General features: G+C 68.7%; 17 protein-coding genes. 4 read left to right on the top strand and 13 right to left on the bottom strand.

Annotation, left to right across the window (positions count from 1 at the left end; translation table 11 throughout):
- Nucleotides 1-82: 82 nt before the first annotated feature.
- The 3 genes from uvrC to P2PM1_RS06425 form a co-directional block, all read right to left on the bottom strand.
- Complete coding sequence (gene uvrC / locus P2PM1_RS06435; RefSeq protein ID WP_208985202.1) at nucleotides 83-2179, bottom strand: excinuclease ABC subunit UvrC; 2097 nt, start codon at nucleotides 2177-2179, stop codon at nucleotides 83-85.
- Nucleotides 2176-3009, bottom strand: coding sequence for an SDR family oxidoreductase (locus tag P2PM1_RS06430; RefSeq protein ID WP_186398547.1), 834 nt, complete (start codon nucleotides 3007-3009; stop codon nucleotides 2176-2178). The genes uvrC and P2PM1_RS06430 overlap by 4 nt, the downstream gene beginning before the upstream one ends.
- Before the next feature lie 66 nt (nucleotides 3010-3075).
- On the bottom strand, nucleotides 3076-4065 hold the full coding sequence (locus P2PM1_RS06425; RefSeq protein ID WP_186398546.1) for a calcium/sodium antiporter: 990 nt from the start codon (nucleotides 4063-4065) through the stop codon (nucleotides 3076-3078).
- A gap of 480 nt (nucleotides 4066-4545) precedes the next feature.
- Between P2PM1_RS06425 and P2PM1_RS06420 the strand changes: the two genes are divergently transcribed.
- Together P2PM1_RS06420 and P2PM1_RS06415 are read left to right on the top strand one after the other, a co-directional pair.
- Nucleotides 4546-5217 carry an outer membrane protein gene (locus P2PM1_RS06420; protein WP_186387245.1) on the top strand — a complete coding sequence of 224 codons (672 nt, stop codon included), beginning with the start codon at nucleotides 4546-4548 and terminating at the stop codon, nucleotides 5215-5217.
- A gap of 168 nt (nucleotides 5218-5385) precedes the next feature.
- Nucleotides 5386-6204 (top strand): phosphate/phosphite/phosphonate ABC transporter substrate-binding protein, encoded by an 819-nt coding sequence (locus tag P2PM1_RS06415; protein ID WP_186398545.1) that lies wholly within the window; start codon nucleotides 5386-5388, stop codon nucleotides 6202-6204.
- 9 nt (nucleotides 6205-6213) lie between these two features.
- On the opposite strand, the gene P2PM1_RS06410 is transcribed toward P2PM1_RS06415, so the two are convergent.
- Nucleotides 6214-6828: a glutathione S-transferase family protein gene (locus P2PM1_RS06410; protein WP_186387247.1), complete on the bottom strand. Its 615-nt coding sequence runs from the start codon at nucleotides 6826-6828 to the stop codon at nucleotides 6214-6216.
- A 307-nt stretch (nucleotides 6829-7135) separates the two neighbouring features.
- Between P2PM1_RS06410 and P2PM1_RS06405 the strand changes: the two genes are divergently transcribed.
- Nucleotides 7136-7390, top strand: coding sequence for a hypothetical protein (locus tag P2PM1_RS06405; protein ID WP_186398544.1), 255 nt, complete (start codon nucleotides 7136-7138; stop codon nucleotides 7388-7390).
- 19 nt (nucleotides 7391-7409) lie between these two features.
- On the opposite strand, the gene P2PM1_RS06400 is transcribed toward P2PM1_RS06405, so the two are convergent.
- The 6 genes from P2PM1_RS06400 to P2PM1_RS25735 all read right to left on the bottom strand — a co-directional run bounded on the left by P2PM1_RS06400 (nucleotide 7410) and on the right by P2PM1_RS25735 (nucleotide 11916).
- Nucleotides 7410-8477 carry a DUF1176 domain-containing protein gene (locus P2PM1_RS06400; protein ID WP_186398543.1) on the bottom strand — a complete coding sequence of 356 codons (1068 nt, stop codon included), beginning with the start codon at nucleotides 8475-8477 and terminating at the stop codon, nucleotides 7410-7412.
- The gene (locus tag P2PM1_RS06395; protein WP_186398542.1) at nucleotides 8455-9156 is read right to left on the bottom strand and encodes a ribonuclease T2; all 702 of its coding nucleotides are present in this window, start codon (nucleotides 9154-9156) and stop codon (nucleotides 8455-8457) included. Before P2PM1_RS06395 ends, P2PM1_RS06400 begins: the two co-directional genes overlap by 23 nt.
- A gap of 29 nt (nucleotides 9157-9185) precedes the next feature.
- Nucleotides 9186-9632: a hypothetical protein gene (locus tag P2PM1_RS06390; RefSeq protein ID WP_208984385.1), complete on the bottom strand. Its 447-nt coding sequence runs from the start codon at nucleotides 9630-9632 to the stop codon at nucleotides 9186-9188.
- Between the two features lie 99 nt (nucleotides 9633-9731).
- Entirely contained in the window at nucleotides 9732-10595 is an 864-nt protein-coding gene (locus P2PM1_RS06385; RefSeq protein WP_186398541.1) for a 23S rRNA (adenine(2030)-N(6))-methyltransferase RlmJ, read from the bottom strand.
- Nucleotides 10592-11113, bottom strand: coding sequence for a GNAT family N-acetyltransferase (locus P2PM1_RS06380; RefSeq protein WP_186387252.1), 522 nt, complete (start codon nucleotides 11111-11113; stop codon nucleotides 10592-10594). The genes P2PM1_RS06385 and P2PM1_RS06380 overlap by 4 nt, the downstream gene beginning before the upstream one ends.
- A 251-nt stretch (nucleotides 11114-11364) precedes the next feature.
- A complete protein-coding gene (locus tag P2PM1_RS25735; protein ID WP_208984383.1) occupies nucleotides 11365-11916 on the bottom strand; it encodes a cold-shock protein in 552 nt (183 codons plus the stop codon).
- 511 nt (nucleotides 11917-12427) lie between these two features.
- On the opposite strand from P2PM1_RS25735, the gene P2PM1_RS06370 reads away from it, so the two are divergent.
- Nucleotides 12428-13087, top strand: coding sequence for an MBL fold metallo-hydrolase (locus P2PM1_RS06370; RefSeq protein WP_305849836.1), 660 nt, complete (start codon nucleotides 12428-12430; stop codon nucleotides 13085-13087).
- Between the two features lie 30 nt (nucleotides 13088-13117).
- On the opposite strand, the gene P2PM1_RS06365 is transcribed toward P2PM1_RS06370, so the two are convergent.
- The 3 genes from P2PM1_RS06365 to P2PM1_RS06355 all read right to left on the bottom strand — a co-directional run bounded on the left by P2PM1_RS06365 (nucleotide 13118) and on the right by P2PM1_RS06355 (nucleotide 15872).
- On the bottom strand, nucleotides 13118-14128 hold the full coding sequence (locus P2PM1_RS06365; protein WP_208985201.1) for a DUF1402 family protein: 1011 nt from the start codon (nucleotides 14126-14128) through the stop codon (nucleotides 13118-13120).
- A 167-nt stretch (nucleotides 14129-14295) separates the two neighbouring features.
- Complete coding sequence (locus P2PM1_RS06360) at nucleotides 14296-14727, bottom strand: hypothetical protein (protein WP_186394470.1); 432 nt, start codon at nucleotides 14725-14727, stop codon at nucleotides 14296-14298.
- Nucleotides 14724-15872: an anhydro-N-acetylmuramic acid kinase gene (locus P2PM1_RS06355; protein WP_371636447.1), complete on the bottom strand. Its 1149-nt coding sequence runs from the start codon at nucleotides 15870-15872 to the stop codon at nucleotides 14724-14726. Before P2PM1_RS06355 ends, P2PM1_RS06360 begins: the two co-directional genes overlap by 4 nt.
- Between the last annotated feature and the right edge of the window lie 27 nt (nucleotides 15873-15899).

The following is a 15899-nucleotide window of genomic DNA, read 5'->3' as shown; positions in this document are numbered from 1 at the left end:
TGGGCTTTTCGCATCATGGCGGCTCGCCGCCACCTGCCAGACCGGCAGGAGCGGTTTTGCACAGATTTGGGCGGCGCGGGCGCTATTCGTGGAAGTGGTCGTAGATCGCGCGCGCGACCGATTCCGACACGCCATCCACCGCCATCAGATCGTCGATCCCGGCCTTGGAGACGGCCTTGGCGGTGCCGAAGTGGCGCAGCAGGGCGCGCTTGCGGGCAGGGCCGATGCCGGCGATCTCGTCGAGCGGGTTGCGGGTAATGTCCTTCTTGCGCCGCGCCCGGTGCGTGCCGATGGCGAAGCGATGCGCCTCGTCGCGCAGGCGCTGGACGAAATAGAGCACCGGATCGCGCTCCGGCAGCATGAAGGACGGCTTGCCGGGAATGAAGAACTTCTCCCGCCCCGCATCCCGGTCCGGCCCCTTGGCGATGCCGACCAGCGGCACGTCCTCGATGCCGAGCGCGCTCAGCGTCTCGCGTGCCGCGTTGAGCTGTCCCAGGCCGCCGTCGATGAAGACGAGGTCCGGCCAGGCCGGCAGCGCGCTGGTGTCCTCGACCGTCTCGTCGTCCGTCGCCGCCGCCTCGGGAGCGGGCGTTGCCGCCTTGCGCTCGTCGGCATGCTCCTTGAGCAGCCGCGAGAAGCGCCGCGTCAGCACCTCGCGCATCATGCCGTAGTCGTCGCCCGGAACGAGATCCTGCGAGCGGATGTTGAACTTGCGGTACTGGCCCTTGGCGAAGCCTTCCGGGCCGGCGACGATCATGCCGCCGACGGCGTTGGTGCCCATGATATGGGAGTTGTCATAGACCTCGATGCGGCGCGGCGTTGCGGTGAGGCCGAAGGCCTCGCCGACGCCCTTGAGCAGGCGGGCATGGCTGCTGGTCTCGGCCAGCCGGCGGCCAAGCGCCTCGCGGGCGTTCTTCAGCGCGTGCTCGACCAGTTCCCGTTTCTCGCCGCGCTGCGGCACGGCCACCTCGATCTTGTGGCCGGCGCTCTCCGACAGGGCGGCGGCCAGCAGCGCGCGTTCCTCGATCTCGTGCGACAGCAGCACCAGCCGCGGCACCGGCTTGTCGTCGTAGAACTGGGCGAGGAAGCTCTCCAGCACCTCGGCAACGCCGAGCGAGCGGTCGGCGCGCGGGAACAGGGCATGGTTGCCCCAGTTCTGGCCGGTGCGGAAGAAGAACACCTGAATACAGTATTGCCCGCCGTCCTCGTGGATGGCGAAGACGTCCGCCTCCTCCACGTTCTGCGGGTTGATACCCTGGTGCGACTGGATGTGCGAGAGGGCGGAAAGGCGGTCGCGATAGACGGCCGCGCGCTCGAAATCGAGCGTTTCCGCCGCCGCTTCCATCTGCCGGGCGAGATCCTTCTTCACCATCTGGCTGCGGCCGGACAGGAAGGACTTCGCTTCCGCGACCAGGCCCGCATAATCCTCCGGCTCGATCTCGCCGGTGCAGGGGCCGGCGCAGCGCTTGATCTGGTAGAGCAGGCAGGGGCGGCTGCGATTGGCGTAATAGCTGTCGGAGCAGTTGCGGATCAGGAACGCCTTCTGCAGCGCGTTGATCGTCCGGTTGACCGCGCCGGCCGAGGCGAAGGGGCCGAAATAGCTGCCCTTGCGGCGGCGGGCGCCACGATGCTTGACGAGGGCAGGGGCCTCGTGGTCGCCGGTGACGAGGATATAGGGGAAGGACTTGTCGTCGCGCAGCAGCACGTTGAAGCGTGGCCGCAGGCGCTTGATCAGGTTGGCCTCGAGCAGCAGCGCCTCGGTTTCCGTGCGCGTCGTCACGAATTCCATCGAGGCGGTCGCCATGATCATCCGCAGGATGCGGTTGGACTGGCCCTGCAGGCGGGTGTAGCTGGTCACCCGCTTCTTCAGCGAGCGCGCCTTGCCGACATAGAGGACCGTGCCCTCCTCGTCGAGCATCCGGTAGACGCCCGGTCCCAGCGGCAGCCGTCGCACGGCATGCGAGATGACGTCGACGCCGCGCGCCTCGGGTCCGAGCGGGGAGGGTTCCGCCTCGAACACGGGCAGGGGCGCGCGCCCGCCGGCGGTCGCGCCAGTGTCTTCCCCAGTGCCTTCCCCAGTGCCTTCGCCCGCGCCGTCACCGTCCTCGGTATCGTCGAGGTCGAACGCCTCTGGCAGGTCGTCGTCCTCGGGCGGGGTGTCGTTCTTGCGTCCGGTCATTCCTCCATGCCTACGACGTCCGGGGTTTCCCAGGCAAGATGTTGACCGCCGTCGAGCGCGATCATCTGGCCGGTGATCGAGGGCGTGTCCCAGAGATAGCGGATCGTTCGGCCGAACTCGTCGAGGCCGGGGCCGCGTCGCAGCAGCACGGCCTCGGCCTGGCGGGCGAAATCGGACGGCTGCTGGCGGGTGTTGGCGAGCGTCGGACCGGGGCCGATGCCGTTGACGCGGATGCGCGGGGCGAGCCCTTGCGCCAGCGTCTGCGTCGCTGTCCACAGCGCCGCCTTGGACAGGGTGTAGGAGAAGAACTGCGGCGTCAGCTTCCAGACCCGCTGGTCGATGATGTTGACGACGAGGCCGGTCATGCCGTCCGGCAGGGCGTTGGCCATCTCCTGGGTCAGGAAGATCGGCGCGCGGGTGTGGATCGCCATGTGCTTTTCATAGCGGTCTATCTCCAGGCCGCCGATCTCGTCCTTCTCGAAGATCGAGGCGCTGTTGACCAGCAGGCGGACGGGGCCAAGCTGTGCGCGGGCGGCCGCCATGATCTGCTGCGGCGTTTCCGGCCGGGTCAGGTCGCCGGAGACGATGCAGGCGCTGCCGCCGCGTTCGGCGATGTTCCTCGCCAGCGCTTCTGCCTCCGACAGCGAGCGGTGGGCATGGATCGCCAGGCGGAAGCCGTTGGCCGAAAGGTCCTCGGCGATGGCCCGACCGATTCGCAAGGCCGCGCCCGTTACCAGGGCGACGGGCTGCGCGGGATCTGCCGGTGTCTCTGAGGGGAGCTCTGAGGGTGTCTCTGGGGGTGTCTCTGCGGGGCTCTGGGAGACGGGCATGGCGACTCGCTGGATATCGAACGGAACGAACGTCAGCGCAGCTTACGCGATTTCGGCAAGGTCCGATCAGGCGATCTTGCCCGTCTGGAACACGATGAAAATATAGAGGACATAAAGGGCGCTGAGGAGCAGGCCGGCGGGCCAGCGGATCGTGATCCTGAACGCGGCGAAGGCCAGCACGAGAAGGGCGCAGGCAAACATCACCCACAGGTCGAAGCGCAGCACTTCCTCCGGCACCTGCAGCGGCACGACGATGGAGGTGATGCCGATGATCGCGACCAGATTGAAGACGTTCGAGCCAATCACATTGCCGAGCGCCACCGCCGCGTGGCCGCGAACCGCGGCCATCAGCGAGGTCATCAGCTCCGGCAGCGATGTGCCGAGCGCGACGACGGTGAGGCCGATCACCGCGTCGGACACGCCCCAACTCCGGGCCAGCGACGAGGCCCCCTCGATGGTGAAATGGGCGCCGAGCGGCAGGCCGATCAGGCCGAGAAGGATGAAGAGAACCGCGAGGCCGATATTGTCGGGGACACCTTCCACCTCGTCGAAGGGCAGGTCGCCGTCGGCATCGGCAACCGCTGCGGCGCCGACATTCTGGGCCCGGTGCTTGCGGGTGGCGCGGACGGACTCCCAGAGGAAAAGAGCCAGCAGCAGCAACAGGATCCCGCCGTCGATCCGCGAGATCGGGCTGTAGAAGCACATGCCGATGAAGATGGCGCTGACCGCGACCATGAAGACCGAGTTGCGCACCGCGCCATTCTCGTCGCAGGAGGTCGCGGCGAACAGCGCCGGCAGGCCGAGAACGGCCAGCACATTGGCAACGTTCGAACCGACGACATTGCCGATGGCAATGCCGGACAGACCGTCCAGGGCGGCGCTGAGCGAGATGACGAGTTCCGGCGCGCTGGTGCCGAAGGCGACGATGGTCAGTCCGATCACCAGGGTGGGAATGCCCAACCGTTCCGCAACGCTCACCGACCCCCGAACCAGAACGTCGCCGGCGACGATCAGAACGACGAGACCCCCGACGAGGCTGACATAGTCGATGAGCATGAAGCTGTGACACCCGGTTGAGAGGTGAACTGACGTGCGAGCGTGCTTGGTCGGTAGGGCAGTGCGGCGCCTTGCGGAGCCCGGCTCGACTGCCAACCTGCTGCCTGCCTGAAGCCTGCCCTATATATGTATTCGGCTGCAGATGAAAAGCCCGGCATGCGGGATGCTGCCCTGCGTCCGGGGATAGCCACCCGCCAGCAAACGGTTGCTTCCGGCGGACGTTTCGGGTCTGATACGGGGGCACCGCGTGGTCGGCGGAGACCGTCCGTCATGTCCGCTCCCCTGGTGAAATCTATCGATCCCCCAAGGTAACCAATTGGTTACCACGTCGCCAAAAAATCGACCGCTGCCACGGGATCTCCTCATTTCGTTACGGGCATCGCCACATTTCGCCTCCATAACTTGTTCGTTGGGGGGCCGGACATGTGCTGCGTGCGCGCCTGCATGTCTGATTGATCAACGCGTAACTGGAGTATTCACATGAAGCGTCTAGCTGCTGCCGGTTTTGCTGCGGCCGCCGCCCTTGCGGCGAGTGGCCCGGCATTCGCGGCCGACCTTCCGCAGCCCGTTCAGAGCTACACCTATGCGGACCCGGCTCCGGCCGGACGGTTCGATTGGTCGGGGTTCTACTTCGGTGGGCATCTCGGATGGAACTGGTCCGATTTCCGCACCACCAATGCGGTGACCGGTCGTTTCAACACCCGCGACAACGGTGTGACCGGCGGTGTGCACGCCGGCTACAACTACATGGTTTCGCCGAACTTCCTGGTCGGTGCCGAAGCTGACTTCAGCCTCAGCGCCATCGACAAGTCGCGCACGGTTGCCGGCGTCAACTACAAGACCAGCAGCGACTGGAACAGCACGGTGCGCGCGCGCGCCGGTTGGGCCTTCGACCGCTTCCTGGTCTTCGGTACCGGTGGTCTTGCCATTGCCGATGTGGATGTCCGGGCAAACGGCGCCTCCAAGAGCGTGGCGCGTATCGGCTGGACGCTGGGTGCCGGTGTCGAAGGTGCCGTCACCGAGAACATCACGGCGCGCCTGGAATACCAGTACCAGGACTACGGTACCACGAAGTTCGGGCTCGGCGGCCAGACCTACAGGACCCGTCTGGACAACAATCAGGTCCGGTTCGGCGTCAGCTACAAGTTCTGAGCCGCTTGCGGCACGGACTGCACGACGGGGAGCCACATCGGCTCCCCGTTGTCGTTTCTGCAGGATCCCGCGCCGTTTTACAGTGTTGCGGGCGGGTTGCCTCTCTCCGGTTTGCTTCCTAAGGTCCCGTCGTCACCTCTCCGACTGTTCCCAGCAGACAGGCACCGCGTGTCCTCTCCCTCCGTCAAACCCGCAGGCTTCGCTTTCCTGCCGATGTATGACTGGCCGGAGGTGCGGAGCGAGACCGACCGCTTCTGGTCCCTCCTGCGCGAGGCGCTTTGCGATCACGGCCTCGCCGCCCCGGCGCGGCTGGAGCGCGGGCGCGAGCTCCTACCGGCCTGGCGCGATCCCGCCCTGTTGATCGGCCAGACCTGCGGGCTGCCGCTGGTGCGCCATCTGGCGGAGGCGGTTTGCGTGCTGGGCTCACCCGACTATGGCCTCGACGGCTGTCCGCCCGGCCACTACCGCTCGGTGGTGGTCGTGCCGCAGGGCAGCGCGGCGGCAACGCTCGCCGATCTGAAGGGCGCGCGGCTCGCCTACAATCATTCGGGCTCGCAATCGGGAGAGGGCGCGCTGCGCCATCTTCTGGCACCGCTTGCCAAGGGGCGGGCGTTCTTCTCCGGCGTGATCGAGACCGGCTCCCACCGCGCCGCCCTGCAGGCGGTGGCCGGCGGGCAGGCCGACGCCGCCACGCTCGATGCCGTGAGCTTCCGTCTGGCGCAGGCGCATGAGCCGGCGGCGCGCAAGGTGCGGGTGCTGCTGGAGACGCCGCCGACGCCGGGCCTGCCGCTGATCACGGCACGGGCGAATCACGCGTGGGTTCCGGTCCTGCGACGGGCGGTGGTGGCGGCGATCGAGGCGGCAACCAGCGACCTGCGCACGGCGCTGTCGCTGCGGGGCTTCGTCGCTTTCGATGTCCAGGACTATGCGGTCATCGCCGAGCGCGACCGGCAGGCGGCCGCGCTCGGATATCCCGTATTGGCGTGAGGGGAGGCCTCACGCGGCGATGCGGGTCTCGGCAAAGGCCGGCACGGCCGCCTCGAAGGCGTCGAGCCAGGCGACCAGCTTCGGGTGATCGGCCCGCCAGGCGCCGCCGAAGCGCAGGTCGAGATAGCCGAGCGCGCAGGCGACGCCGATCTGACCGACATCGGGCGTGGCACCGGCCGCAAGCGCCGCCGGCGGGTTCGCCTCAAGAACGGCGAGTGCGCGGGTCACCTTCTCGCCCTGATAGGCGAGCCAGTCGGCATGGCGGCGTTCCTCGGGGCGGAAACGCGCCTCGTAGACCTGCAGCAGGGCGGCATCCATCAGCCCGTCGGCAAGAGCTGCAAGACACAGCACGTCGAAGCGGGCCTCGCCGGTCGGGATGATGCGGCCGCCACCGGCCAGGTGGTCGAGATAGTCCAGGATCACCCGGCTGTCGAACAGCACCTTGCCATCCTCCCGCACCAAGGCGGGGATCTTGCCGAGCGGGTTCTGGCCGCGAATCGAATCCTGCGGATCGAGCGTGTCGGTCATCTCGACCGTGATGCGGTCCTTGAGGCCGAGGACGGCGGCCGCGATCTTGACCTTGCGGCCGAAGGGCGAGGGCGGGGAGGAGCGGAGCACGAGCACGGGAAACCTCCGGTGTTGCTGTGGCGCGGATCGGATGGTGTGGGACTGAAGCCGCAGGGCGCGCCTTGCGGGGGACGGGGAAGGAGTGCCAGCTTTTTTCAGGATGGCATCTCTCTGGTTAACGCGGTTTTGCGTTGTTTGTCCACGGCTTGAAAAACAACAAGGGTTTCAGCACGTTGTTGAGGCGAATTGTCGGGAGCACGGTAAGGTCTCGTTAAAGGGCGGTTTCTAGCGTGGGGATCACTTGGGGATCACGGGGGCCGCAAGCGGCCTCTCCGCCTTCTCCCTCACGCGCAAGGGGCCCGACATGCGGCTGTCGCTTCACTCTCCGCTCGGAGCGTTTTGCAAGGCGCTGTTTCTGTCGGCCGCGGTCTACGCGGTGTCCGGCCCCTCGCTTGCGCCCTACCGTCCGGACATCCTCGACATGCCGCTGAGCCGCTATCATCAGGCGGTGAACGAGGTGATCTCGGACAAGACGCCGGCCCTGGCGATGGTCGCGGACCCCTTGCGCGCCTCGCCGCAGCAGGTCAGGCAGAAGCTGGACGAGATGCTGCGCCGGTAGTCCGGTTGAGTGGTCGGCCTCAGCGGGGATGATGACGCTGCCAGCGCCCCGGATTTCCAGCGTCGCGGCAGTCTCCGGGTCCCTCGAAACTTTCCAGGCGGAAGGCATGGTCCTGCCACGACCAGGCGGCGCGATAGCCGCAGGTCCGGTCCGACGGGCCGGCATAGTCGGCCCGCAAGGTTCTCGACACATCGTCGAAGCCGACATTGGCCAGCAGGTCCGTGCCGATCCAGCCGAAGCGCGGGTCGTGCAGGGCGAAGAACAGGGTTTCGAGGCCGCCGATCTCGCCGGTGTCGCGCAGGTAGAGGCGATAGGTCACCGTTCGGCCGGACACCGTGCAGGGAAGGGCGTAGAGCACCGCCGTCTGCCCGAGTGCGGCGATGGGGATGTCGACGTTGCGGAAGGCGCTGCTGTCGGTGCTCTCGCAGTCGCTGGTGCGGGCGTGGCGTTCCAGCACCGCATAGGGAATGCCGAGAGCGGCAACCGCTTCGCTGCGCGAGGGAGCGGCGACTTCCGCGAGCGCCGGCGCTGCGACCGGCGGCGATGCGGCAAGCTCCGCCTTGCCGGCCAGCGCCTGCAGTCCTGCCGTCAGCCCGTCCAGCGAGAACACCGCGTCATGCGCCTCGGCCACCGCGTCGAGATAGGAGATGCGCAGGCGCGTACCCTTGCGCATGGCCGCCAGGAGCTTGCGCCCGGCCGCGCCATCGGTGACGAAGAGGCGGCGGACATCGCCATGCAGCGCGAACTCGCCGGGGCGCAGCACATGCAGCAACTGGCCATCGACCTCCCATTGCATGGCGCGGCCGTCATCCGGGCGCGGCCCGCGGGAGGCGAATTCCAGCGCCAGAGCCTGGCCGCTGGCGGCGAGCGCCAGGGTGAAGCGCGGTTCGCCGGTCACCTCCTCGCGGCCCTCGACGGACAGGCGGCAGGCCTCGCGCGTCGCGCAGTCGAGCCGCCAGTCGCCGAAGGCCTCGGCCAATGCGGCGGCGGGCGGCATCCCGGCGGCAAGGCCAAGGGCGAGGACGGCCGCGCGCGCGGCCCGGCCTGGGTGAGGGTGGCAACGGTCAGCGAGCGGGGGGAGGGACATTGATTTGCCTCTGGGTGCAGCCGCGCCGGTCGACCCAGCGACAGGAGCGGAACTGGAGATCCCGCGTCAGGCAGACCCGCACCTCGCTCAGCCGCCCTCCTTCGCAGGTGACGGCGATGGCATTGTCGCGCAGGCCCGGATTGGCGAGGCGGAAGGCGGTTTCCACCGCATCGGGCGACATCTGCCCGCCGGCCGCCGTGGTGGCGAAGGCGGCGGGGATCTTCACCCTGGCGAAGGCCTGGCGGGACAGATCGAAATAGGCCTCCGCCTCCAACCCGCTGCAACTGCCGTGCTTGCGCCACTGGTGGCGGACCAGCCCCCGGCTCGGCATGATGTCGAGCATGTGCTCGATGGTCTCGCGCGACAGGTCGCTGCCCTGCGGCAGCCGGCAGAACTCCGGGTAGCCGCGCTCATATTGCGGCCACAGCCCATGCAGCACGAAGCGGAAGGGCCGCGCCGCCCGGCATTGCATCGGATCGGCGGAGCGACCGGCGCGGGCGCAGTAGGAGGGCGACCAGGACAGGGCGAGGACATAGTAGTCGAAGCGGCCGGCGTCTCGCGCCTCGACCCGCCCCGCGCCCGTCAGCAGGCAGGCAAGCGCCAGCAGCAGCACCGTGAAAGCCGTGCCCCGGAGGTGGACACGCGCCCGTCGGAGCGGCGCAGGGCCGGGCTGTCGCATCGCGCCTATCCCGCCGTGTCGGGGCCTGCTCAGTTGGGACGAACTGTCCGGCAGCGGGCGTCATAGACCCGCCAGGGATCGAGACCGGCGACGCAGGCCTGCAGGTTCCACGAGACGCCGACGAAGCCGCTATGCTCCATGATCGCGTAGTAGACGCGCCGCTCGTGGCCATCGCTCATCCGCGCCCGGGCCTCGCAATAGCGGCGGGCATAGGGGCTCGGCTGGTTGACCCTGTAGCCGGTCTCGACGATCCGGTGCATGTCGCGGATCTTGAGGCCGCGGCCATAGTCCGGATCGGCGCGGGCAATGTGGCCCATGACGGCGCCCTGCACCGACATCGCCTCGCATTCGGGCACGCGCGGGTCGCTGTTCCAGGAAAAGTAGGGCCGCTCGCCGGCGGTTGCCGGCAGGGCCAGCAGGGCGGCCAGCGCGGCGCCAGACAGGCTGCGCAGAAGCGGGCGGATGATGGCGGTCATGCGGCGGTCTCCTCGGGGCACGTCTGAGCTTGTGGACGATGCGTCAGCGGGCAGCCCCGGTCAAGCGCCCGTCGCGCTCGCGTCCGCCGCCATGTCCGGCTATTCGCCGGTCAGGTCGAAGACCTTCCACTCGGCACCGCGCCCCTGTTGCAGGGTTTCGGTCAGCCAGGGCAGCAGGATTTCCAGCTCGCCCTTCAGCACCCACGGCGCGTTGATCATGATCAGCCCGCTGCCGGCCATCGGCTTGTCCGGCGCGGGACGTCCGGCGAGATGCTCGGCGACCGAGATCCGGGTGATGCCGGAGACCGACATCGCGTCGTAGAAGCGCTTGATCAGCTTGCGGTCCTTGATCGGATACCAGGCCATGTAGACACCGGTGCCGAAGCGCCGCCAGGCCTTGTAGAGGCCGGAGGCGAGGCGTTCGAACTCGTCCGGCTCCTCGAAGGCGGGATCGACGACGATCAGCCCGCGCTTCTCCTTCGGCGGCACGAAGCTCTTGATCGCATGCCAGCCGTCGAGCTCGATCACCTTGGTGTGGTGATCGCCGTCAAAGAGCTCGGCAAGCTTGGCGGCATCGAGCGGATGCAGTTCCGTCGCCGTCAGCCGGTCCTGGTCGCGCATCAGCTTGCGGGCGAGCAGCGGCGAGCCGGGATAGAGCGTCAGCCTGCCGCTTCCCCCCTCCGACCAGCCGTTGACCTCACGCACCACATCGAGCCAGGGCGCGAGCAGGTCCGCGACCTTCGGCGGCTGCGGGGTTTCCAGGACCCGGGCGATGCCCTGTTTCCATTCGCCGGTGCGCTGGGCGTCGCCCTTGGTCAGGTCGTAGAGCCCGAGGCCGGCATGGGTGTCGATGACCCGGAACGGTGCGTCCTTGGTCTTCAGATAGGTGAGGATGCGGGCGAGCGTCGCGTGCTTGAGCACATCGCCGATATTCCCCGCATGGAAGGCGTGCCGATAGTTCACGCTGAAGCTCCTTCCTGTTCCGCGAGCGTCACCGCCCGGGCCAGATAGACGACCGCCTTGTCGCCATGATCGCTCGCGCCGATCTCGGCGAAGCCGAGCCGCTGGTGGAAGCGCAGCGAGCCGGGATTGGCCGGCCGCGTGTTGACCTCGCAGGCGAGCGGCAGTCCGGCCCGCTCGGGATCGGCCGCCAGTCGCTGGAGCAACGCGCGATAGAGCCGCTCGCCGGTGCCCGAGCCGCGCGCGGCAGGCGCCAGCGCGATCCGGTCGACATAGGAGAACCGTCCGAGGTTCTGCTTCAGCCAGGCGAAGTTGCGGCTGTCATAGTCGGCGGTCTCGTCGAGGCAGACCATCAGGCCGACGAGGCCGTCGGGCCCAGTGGCCACCAGCGTGTGGCGGCTCTGTGCTGCCAGGGCGCGCAACTCGTCCGGGGTCAGGCTGTTGACGGCCGGCAGGCTCGCCTCGTTGGCGGCGAGCGCGGCGTCGGTGTCCGCAGGTGTGAAGGGGCGAATGTCGATCATGTCCGGTCTATGGCTGCTTGCCGCGCGGCTTGCAAGTCTTCCCGTTGCGCGAACCTCGGCCGCGAACTCGGCTGCAGGCACGGCCGGTTCCGGTGCCCCTCGGGAGGCAGCCGGCGGAGCGACGAGGCTTCGGGGGCGGGCGAAACGAAAGACGGCGGCCATCGCTGGCCGCCGCCATGTCGGTTCGCATGGGTGCCGCAGGCCCGAGCGCGCGGCAGTTCCTTGCGAAGGTCGGCACGTCGGAAGGTCGCTCAGACCTCCTCGCCGCCGCCTTCCTCGATCTTCAGTTCGACAGCCTTGGGACCCTTGCCGTGCCGGTCCGGCTCGGTCTCGAAGGAGACGCGCTGGCCGCTGTCCAGGCTGGTGAGGCCGGAGCGCTCGACCGCCGAGATGTGCACGAAGACGTCCGCATCGCCATTGTCCGGCATGATGAAGCCGAAGCCCTTGTCGGACTTGAAGAACTTCACGACACCGGTCTGGCGCGGGCCACGCTCGGCCGGAGGGCCGCGCCGGGGACCGCGATCGCCGCCTTCGCGGGGGCCGCCGAAGCCGCCGCCGCGCGGGCCGCGATCACCGCCGCCGCCAAACCGGTCAGCCGGCGCATAAGGCTCTTCCGGCGCAAGGCCCGGCTCCGGGGCAGTCCAACCGGCTTCTCCGAAACTGTCACGCCGTCCGCCGCGTTCGGGCTTGTTGCGTTTGCCATGGTCGAAACCAGCGTCGAACTCGTCCCCGTCCCCACCATAGTCCTTCGAACCGCCGCGCCGCTTTCCCTGCCGACGATTGTCCGAACGCCAGTCTTCCATGTTCACATCACCTTGTAACGGCCTGCCACAGCAGCAGGCTCGCAGATCACCATCTTCCGGCGCAGGGCTGCCTTCTCAGTCCTTGCCACGCCAGGGTCCACATGCGGCTGCCCGCCACATCGCCGCGCCCGATTTCCCCAAGGGAAAACCGTCGCGAGCGTGCAGCGTGACCAATTTGGATGACTTGTGTCTTGCCGAACCGCCCGAACTCATGCTTTCGGCACCCGCGCACCGCTCCAGCCTTGCCAACCGCGTGAATATCATACGGTCTCAGGCGCCTTTCGGGCAAGGAAAACCCTTGCAATCCGCGTGTGTGACGGTTTTTTCCGAAGGAGAGAGGCTGCAGCGCGGCATTTGCCCTGCCGGAAATGACAGGACAGGCGGCGCGGGCCGGGCATTTCCGTCGCCGGCGGTTGCCAGATCGGCAGCCGACGGGTTACCTGAGCGCGTGTCAGCGGCCCCGTCAGGGCGAGTGTGCCGCGCCAGCGTAACCCCCAACACGGGAGCCGTCATGTCGGAACCGCAGGGCCAGGAGCCACCCATCCAGATCATCGTCATCCCGGTTACGGCCTTCCAGCAGAACTGTTCGGTGATCTTCGACCGGGAGACGAAGGCCGGGGCGGTGATCGACCCGGGCGGCGATGTCGAGCGGATCCTCGGGGCGCTGGCCGAGCACGGGGTCAAGGTGGAGAAGATCGTGCTCACCCACGGCCATATCGACCATGTCGGCGGCGCGGCGGACCTTGCCGAGCGGCTGGCGGTGCCGGTGCTGGGGCCGCACGAGGCGGACCGGCCGCTGCTGGAGCGGGTCGAGCAGCAGGCGCGCGAGTTCGGCGTCGGCGAGGCCCGCTCGGTCGAGCCGGACACCTTTCTGTCGGAAGGCGACGACCTGACCATGGCCGGCCGCAGCTTCCAGGTGCTGCATTGTCCGGGCCATGCGCCGGGCCATCTGGTCTATTTCGACCCGGAGCTGCGCTTTGCGATTTCCGGCGACGTGCTGTTTGCCGGCTCCGTCGGGCGCACCGACCTGCCGGGCGGCAATCACGAGACGCTGATCGCCTCGATCCGGGACAAGCTGCTGCCGCTCGGCGACGACGTGACCTTCCTGCCCGGCCACGGTCCGGCCTCGACCATCGGCCACGAGCGGCGCACCAATCCGTATCTGAGGTGAGGCGGCTCCGCGCCCGGTGCTCGGCGGCGGCTACAGAAGCCCGCGCAGGACCTCGATCCTGTCGTTTACCAGCCAGCCATAGTAGTTCTCGACCGGCCAGGGCTGGGTGCCGGCGGCGCGCCGGCGCCGGTATTCCGCGGCGCGCGACCAGGGGTCGCCGAGATTGTAGAGCGTCGACGTGATGCCAGGGTTCTTCGAGATGTCGACATTGGCGACCGACTTGTAGGCGTCGATGGCATCGCGCAGGATCGCCGCCATATAGTGGAGCGAGCGGCCCGGATCCATCGCCGCGCGGTAGATTTCCTGCTCGTCGCGCGGCGACAGTTTGGCAAGGCCGCTGGTGCTCGCCACCTTGTCGCTCATCATCAGCACGGTCAGCGGCGAGAGCTGCCCGAGCCCGAAGCTCTGGCCGGCGAAGAGCGGCTGGAAGAACGCCTCGTTGAAGGTCTTGTCCGGATAGCGGATGCCGTCCACGCGGTTGCCGCGGAAGGTGGCGTTCCAGACCCGCTGGTAGCAGTTCCACAGCGTGTTGGTGTCCCTGCGCCCGGCATTGCAGCGCTCGAACTGCGGCCGTTCGACGAAATCCTGCACATGCTCGCCGCCGAGCGAGAATTCCATGCGGATCCCGGCATAGCTGAGCGCCTTGACGTAGTAGGATTGGGCGCTGTCCAGGCTGTCGTAATTATAGGTGTGCTCGCCGACGATGGCGCCGAGCATGTGCACCGGATCGATGCCGTAGAGATCGGCGACGCGCTTGATGTCGCGGATCAGCCGGGTGTCGCGGCGCAGCACGCCGATGATCCGGTCGAACTTGGCCTCATAGCCCGATCCGCCGGCGGCGGTGCGCCGGGCGGAGGCGAAGGGGATGCGCGGCTGCGCGGCGGAGCGGTTGCCGGGCGGCACGGTGGTTGCGGCCTGCGCCTGACCCGTCATCGACGGCAGGCCGCGCGGCCCTTCCGGCGCCGGCACGAAGGCCAGCAGCATGGTGGCGAGCGCCGCGTTGACAGCCGCTTTCCGGCTTCGGGCAAGAAGTCTGCTCATGGTCGGCACGGCGGTCCGGCGCTGGGGATTTTGGAAGCCCTGTCCATATACCGGGGGCTTGCTCCGTGGGAAGGCTTGTCTCGCATTTGTCGTCCGGCCGGAGAGAACATTTCGCAAGGTGTTGCCTTCGTCCCACGAAGGGGTGGCTGTGGAGGGCGGAAACGGGGTCATGCAGGGTGCGATGTCCGGTCTGGAGCGGCGGGGGCGGGGTCGGCGAGCGGCGGCGGATCGGGCGGATCCATTGCCGTTGCCGCCGGCCCCATCAGCAGGTGCACAGAGCCGGGCACGCCGAATTCGCGCAAGTACCCCTCGTGGCGATGCAGGCCGCACGTCTCGCGCTGGATCAGCACGTTCCACAGTGCCTCGCCGGCCTCGGCATGGCGGCGGCGCCAGTGCCGGCGCGCCTCGTCGCGGGCTTCGCGCCCGGCTTCGCGGAACCGGCGGGCGGCGCTCTCCAGCCGCTCCAGCGCGCTCGCCAGCGCCCGGTTGAGCCGCACCAGCGAGGCGACACGCTCGGCCGCCGCTTCCTCGCGGAAGGGATCCTGGAGCAGGTCGTCCGCGCGGCGCGGCCGCAGGCTCTGTGGCGGTCGCAGGGTCATCGGGCACCGGCCTGCAGGTATGCCGGCGCTGCGTGGACGACGCCGCCGCCGAGGGCACGGGCGACGCCGGTGGTGGTCGGAAAGCTGATCGGCAGGGCCCGCAGGGTGCGGGCGGCGAGCAGGGCGAAGCACTCGGCCTCCACGGCATCGCCGCGCCAGCCGAGATCCTCCGACATCAGCACCTCGACACGTGCGCGCTCGGCGATCTCGCGGCGCATGACCGGGTTGTGGCGGCCGCCGCCGCACAGCACCAGCCGCTGCGGGCGCTGCGGCAGGCGGGCGAGCGCCCTGTCGACCGCGCCGGCGGTGAAGGCGGTCAGCGTCGCCGCGCCGTCCGCGTCCGACAGGCCGTCGGCCATGGCCGAGGTGAAGTCGTTGCGGTCGAGCGACTTGGGATAGGGGGCGGCGAGATAGGGATGTTCGAACAGGCGGGCGAGCCGCGCCTCGTCGACCCTGCCGGTGGCGGCGATCCGTCCGTCGCGATCCATGCCGCCGAGGTCCTTGCGGCCGATCCAGTCGTTGAGCGGCGCGTTGGCCGGGCCGGTGTCGAAGGCGTGCGGCACGCCGTCCGCATCGACCCAGGTGATGTTGGCGACGCCGCCGAGATTGAGCACCGCGGTCTCGGGGCCGGCATCCGCGCGCTTCAGCAGGGCGGCGTGGTAGATCGCGGCCAGCGGCGCGCCCTGGCCGCCAGCGGCCATGTCGGCGCTGCGGAAATCGTTGACGACCGTGATGCCGAGTTGCCGGGCCATGGCGGCGCCGTCGCCGAGCTGGCGGGTGCGGCCCTTGCGGCCCGGCGTCGGCGCGCGGTGCAGCACGGTCTGGCCGTGGAAGCCGATGGCGGCGACCTCCGCCCGCGGCAGGCCGACCTTCTCGAGAAACCTGGCGACCGCCTCGCTCTGGGCTTCGGTGACACGGGCCTCGGCCTCGGCGAAGATCGCCGGCTCGTCGCCGGAAAACCCCCAGTCGGCCGCCTGTGCCAGGGTCTCGACCAGCAGGGGCCTGAGGCCGTCCGGATAGGGCGCCAGCGTCCAGGGGCCGAATTCGGCGATGCTCTCGCCGTCGCTGCGCAGCAGCGCCACGTCGATATTGCCGTCCAGCACCGTGCCGGTCATCAGCCCGACGGTCCATTCCTGCCGGATCATCCTGTGGCTCCCGTGGGACAGGGCTGC

Source organism: Stappia sp. P2PMeth1 (assembly GCF_900185735.1).
Taxonomy (GTDB): Bacteria; Pseudomonadota; Alphaproteobacteria; order Rhizobiales; family Stappiaceae; genus Stappia.
The sequence above is the reverse complement of the archived record's forward strand: the minus strand, read 5'-3'. Positions and strand labels throughout refer to the sequence as shown.